Annotated in this window: 8 protein-coding genes; 4 read left to right on the plus strand and 4 right to left on the minus strand. The window is 44.2% G+C overall.

Going from position 1 to position 4,638, the window contains the following annotated elements; genetic code table 11:
* Positions 1-131: 131 nt before the first annotated feature.
* A complete protein-coding gene (locus tag A3IE_RS21445; RefSeq protein WP_083900691.1) occupies positions 132-503 on the plus strand; it encodes an ATP-grasp domain-containing protein in 372 nt (123 codons plus the stop codon).
* An 81-nt stretch (positions 504-584) separates the two neighbouring features.
* Here A3IE_RS21445 and A3IE_RS21715 read toward each other — a convergent pair whose 3' ends face one another.
* The 4 genes from A3IE_RS21715 to A3IE_RS23310 all read right to left on the minus strand — a co-directional run bounded on the left by A3IE_RS21715 (position 585) and on the right by A3IE_RS23310 (position 2,267).
* The gene (locus A3IE_RS21715) at positions 585-989 is read right to left on the minus strand and encodes a GNAT family N-acetyltransferase (RefSeq protein WP_245539219.1); all 405 of its coding nucleotides are present in this window, start codon (positions 987-989) and stop codon (positions 585-587) included.
* Positions 947-1,582 carry a TIGR00266 family protein gene (locus tag A3IE_RS21455; protein ID WP_020397219.1) on the minus strand — a complete coding sequence of 212 codons (636 nt, stop codon included), beginning with the start codon at positions 1,580-1,582 and terminating at the stop codon, positions 947-949. Before A3IE_RS21455 ends, A3IE_RS21715 begins: the two co-directional genes overlap by 43 nt.
* A 171-nt stretch (positions 1,583-1,753) precedes the next feature.
* Positions 1,754-2,050, minus strand: a complete 297-nt coding sequence (locus tag A3IE_RS23485) for a DUF2867 domain-containing protein (RefSeq protein ID WP_211206857.1) — start codon at positions 2,048-2,050, stop codon at positions 1,754-1,756.
* Positions 2,013-2,267: a DUF2867 domain-containing protein gene (locus tag A3IE_RS23310; protein ID WP_020397220.1), complete on the minus strand. Its 255-nt coding sequence runs from the start codon at positions 2,265-2,267 to the stop codon at positions 2,013-2,015. Before A3IE_RS23310 ends, A3IE_RS23485 begins: the two co-directional genes overlap by 38 nt.
* An 88-nt stretch (positions 2,268-2,355) precedes the next feature.
* Between A3IE_RS23310 and A3IE_RS0119125 the strand changes: the two genes are divergently transcribed.
* The 3 genes from A3IE_RS0119125 to A3IE_RS21465 all read left to right on the plus strand — a co-directional run.
* The gene (locus A3IE_RS0119125) at positions 2,356-3,093 is read left to right on the plus strand and encodes a TetR/AcrR family transcriptional regulator (RefSeq protein WP_020397221.1); all 738 of its coding nucleotides are present in this window, start codon (positions 2,356-2,358) and stop codon (positions 3,091-3,093) included.
* Entirely contained in the window at positions 3,093-4,316 is a 1,224-nt protein-coding gene (locus tag A3IE_RS0119130) for an ABC1 kinase family protein (protein WP_020397222.1), read from the plus strand. Before A3IE_RS0119125 ends, A3IE_RS0119130 begins: the two co-directional genes overlap by 1 nt.
* 29 nt (positions 4,317-4,345) lie before the next feature.
* On the plus strand, positions 4,346-4,638 hold a 293-nt coding region (locus A3IE_RS21465), incomplete at its 3' end, for a helix-turn-helix domain-containing protein (RefSeq protein WP_020397223.1).

Raw genomic sequence — 4,638 nt, forward strand, 5'->3', positions numbered from 1 at the left:
CTACGATGACTGGGATGGTCACGATACCAAGACTCTAATGCCGTTACGGCGTTTTTACTTAAAGTGAGGTGTTTGGCGGGGCGTCCTCGACGCATCATGGGGTACTCCCTTAGGTAAAACATGCCTAATAGATGGGGAACCCTATAGCTCTTTTCAAGGGGATTCTTTTGGGTAGGTACTTAGATATGGAGGTGTTAATAGCGCCGTTACAAATCATTTTAAAAGAATATCGCCTATTTATTGTTAAGCATTCCATTGTAACAGGCTCTGTTTATAAATTAGCGGGTAAGCCTTATGTGTCTGATTTATTGGATGAAGCAGCGCTTCAATATGCTGAATCGATCATCCAGCAATGGCTACCGAGCGAATCTTGTGTGATGGATTTAGCGCTAACAGAGCAGGGGTATAAGGTCATTGAGTTCAATAATATCAATAGCTCAGGGTTTTATGCGACTAATGTCGCTAAATTGATCCAAGCTTTAGAGTATGCTTATAACGGATAGCTCATTCTTTCAAAGTTTAATGGCTAAACGATACCTGAGGCGGTAAGGTTAGTTTGCGAGTATAAGTGAAACTGTATTGTGTCAGCTGATAGTTGTAGCGCTTGTTTGAGCCAACCACTGCTGGCGGTTTAAGCCATAAACTGCATGATCTACGATGATACCATTTAGATTTTCTGCCCGTGTAATAATACCTTCACGTACAAACCCTAAACGCTCACACACGGCGGCTGGGTTTATTGTTAAAGCAGCGGCAACTTGTACTTTTTCCATATCTAGCTCTGTAAAAGCTATCTGAATTAGCTGAGCAACAGATTTACTAACAATCCCTTGCCCTTGAAATGCTGAGCTTAGCCAGTAACCCAGATCCACTTTTTTAAGCTCATGCTTAATCTGGTTGAAGCTGATATTACCCACTACTTGATCCTTAAAAATAATGGCACAGGTTAGTGATTTACCATCAGCGTAATTATGTAAGGCACCTTGGATGAAAGAGCAAAAGAAAGCCTCATCATAAGCATGTGCTGCCCACGGAGGCCATTGGCTGAGGTAGTCGCGTTATGCAACTGTCTGTCCCAACACACGACATGGGCATTATCAATAATCAGATCTTTGTTTGGCTCTACATCTAAGCTAAAGATAGTACCGAAGCCAGAAACGACTAATTGACCTTTGCCAGCGGTTTCCATCACAAAGAAACCACCAGACTGTCCAAATAAGGCATTACCAACATTTTGGGTACGCACTTGTAAAATTACATCTGAAGTGGCCGCAACAAACGCACCATCATTGAGGATATATTGTGCTTCACCCACTGTAACCACTTCCGCTCCGGGCAAAGCGGGTGAAAGCAAGCAATCCCCATCGCTGCGTGTTGCTTCAATGTGCTGTTGGAAAAAGGATTCACCATTGGCAAAGCGCCGTATGAGTGCCTGACCTAAGCCTCCACTCATCTTACCTTGTAAATCCAAGGTAGCTTCCATCATCACCATCGAACCTGATTCGCAATAGATTTTATCACCTTTTTTTAGCGATACATGCAAAAAGGGATCAACTTCACCGGTCACTGTAAACGTTGTCATGACTACTACCTCACTAGCTTTTCTATTCTTATTAAAAGTGTACTACTTTACTCTGATTTTGTAAGTTTAGGTTCATGACCGGTTTTTTAAGAGTTTACTATGGCAAAAATACAGAATAATTAGATTGAGAGAGCAACCATAACTATTTTCTAGCTGAGAAAATTTAAGCGCTTAACGTATGTTACTTAACACACGGGGAACAATAATACGATGCATCGGTTTTACCGGAATCATATACAATTTGCCTAACCAATTATGTATATGGACTACGGTTGTTACTGTAATGCACACATGTTGACCCGTGTTAAGAACTCTGCGATGCACGCTCAGCATGACATCCAAATGCTTGTCGCGATCACCTAACAAGACCTCATCAAACGAGTTCTCAAACAGCGTAAAGATACCAATCCTAGCCTCAGCTTGGTAATGCTCAATAGGGTGGCTGAAAATCAGAGAGAGCTCCCAGATTTTTTAAGCCAACCCAAGTGACTAACCAATTACGCAACTGCATAGCGACATCTACCCAGCGCGGACTTCGTTTTGCTGTAGCCATAAAATGTTCCAATGCGGAGCATTCCATGCGATCCGACTCGACACTCCAAGCATCATGAAAATCCGAGTTGGCAATTAGCGCAATAATTTTGCTTTCGGGTGGTGCCTCCGTTTTGCGAGCTTGTTTTATCATCTAGTTCATCCTTTTAATGAAAATACTATTGTAAATCCACTTTAATAATGAAAATATTGTAAAGTAAATTCATTAAAGGTGAGTAATAATGAAGATCAACGAGCAGGATAAGCAGCTGACCAAGGTGCGCATTCTGGTGGCGGCGGTGGATGTAATTACGATTCGCGGCTTTAAGAATGCGACCATGCGTGAGATTGCTAAAGAAGCCAAAGTTGGGGATGCAACGATCTATAACTATTTTCCTACCAAGGAAAAATTGTTGTATGGCTACTGTGAGTATGTGCAGCAGCAGGTTATGCAAGAACTAAAGGATATCAGCAATTTCCATGAGTACAGTGTGCAAGAGCAATTGCAGCAATTGGTGGAAACGACCTTGCAGATATGGTTGCCAGCACGCGAGTTTTTGCAGCAGGTTTTTGAATTAAGTTTTGGTGCGCCCTTGGTGGGGTTTACGCATTTGGAGGAAACTAAGCGTTTATTCACCGCGATGGTGGTGGATATTTTGGATGCAGCGATTGAAGCAGGCGAGTTGCCGGAACAACCTTATCGTGAATTATTGCCACGCCTGTTTTGGGATTATGCCAATGGCATTTTGGCGTATTGGCTGAAAGATAACTCGGAAGGTTTTGCCAATACCACCCAAGTCATTGATCGTAGTATGGAAATTATTGCCGCTATCTTGCAAACCGGCATGGTCGGCAAGCTGCTGGATTTAGTGTCTTTCCTGTTTCGTACCCACATTATGACTCATACCGAGGTGTTGAAAAGCCTTAGCCAAGCGCCCGATCTTGTTGCCAGTAAGCGGCGTTTTATGGAGGGCAAATAATGGAATCTGTATTACCTGAAGGTAAATGGGCGCGTGCTGGTATTGTTGGTTCAACTGCTTTGAAAGTGGGTTTGCGTGAAGTTCAACATAAAGTAAAACGCCCGTTTATGTCATTGGAGCGCCAGCAGGCCGACAAGTTAGATACCGATGATAAAAATGCTGAGCTGATTTTTAATGCCTTAACGCAATTGCGCGGCACGGCTTTGAAAGTCGCACAGATGCTGAGTATGGAGGTGGAAATTCTGCCAGAGCGTTATCGCAAAGAGCTGGAAAAGTCCTTTCATCAAGTGCCACCTTTGAATCGTGTATTAGTGCGCAAAGCCATTCAAGAACAATTAGGTCAGCCACCCGAATATTTATTCACAAGCTTCAATGATCAAGCCTTTGCTGCGGCCAGTTTAGGACAAGTGCACTATGCGACTTTACAAGACGGTATAGCCGTTGCGGTGAAAATTCAGTATCCGGGGATTCATGTCGCCATGAAAAACGATATGAAACTGATGCGTAAGCTCGCGCCGAATTTGCCCAATCCGCAGATGGTATTGCAGTCTTTGGAGGAGGTAGGAGCGCGTTTACAAGAAGAAGTCGATTATGCGCACGAAGCGGCTACGACGCAGTGGTTTGCTGAGCATTTAAAGATTGAAGGTATTCATATTCCTCAAGTTTATCCAAAGTTTTCCGCTGCTCGCATCCTTACCACTGAGTTGATGGGGGGGCAACATTTGGATGCGTGGCTTGCTACCAATCCTTCACAAGAAGCTCGTAATCGAGCCGCACAAAGTCTGTATGACATGATGGTTTATTCGGTGCGTGAGTTAAAACGCCTGCATGTTGATCCAAATCCGGGCAATTATTTGTTTCATGCCGATGGCTCTGTGAGCTTGATTGATTTTGGTTGCACCAAACAGTTTTCAGCGGAGTTTATTCATATCTTGCCGCAACTGTTAAAAGCCTTTTTGGAAGAGGATGTGGAGGCAATTTTGGCGGCATATCGCATTTTAGGGATGGATCATAAACCAACTACCGAGCATTGGTATCAAGAGGTTTTACGCCCCTTTGCTCACTGGGTCGCCTTGCCGTTACAAACGGAGAGCTTCGATTTTGGTCAGCATCAGGACTATACCAGTAACGCCCGCGAGATTATTCAAAGGCTTTCGCAAAACACTAAGTACCTACCCAAAAGAATCCCCTTGAAAAGAGCTATAGGGTTCCCCATCTATTAGGCATGTTTTACCTAAGGGAGTACCCCCTAATGCGTCGAGGACGCCCCGCCAAACACCTCACTTTAAGTAAAAACGCCGTAACGGCATTAGAGTCTTGGTATCGTGACCATCCCAGTCATCGTAGCCGCCAACGCGCTCAAGCCATCCTACTAAACGCTCGCGGTCACAGTGCCATTGAGCTAGCAACACTGTATGGTGTACGGGAAGAAACCGTCCGTGAGTGGTTATCTCGCTATGAACGTTCAGGACTGGAAGGCTTATTGGATTTACCCAAAAGTGGCCGCCCCACTCGCTATAGTGAGGAACAACTGCAAACCCTTTG

The sequence above is a fragment of the Thiolinea disciformis DSM 14473 genome, assembly GCF_000371925.1.
Lineage (GTDB): Bacteria > Pseudomonadota > Gammaproteobacteria > Thiotrichales > Thiotrichaceae > Thiolinea > Thiolinea disciformis.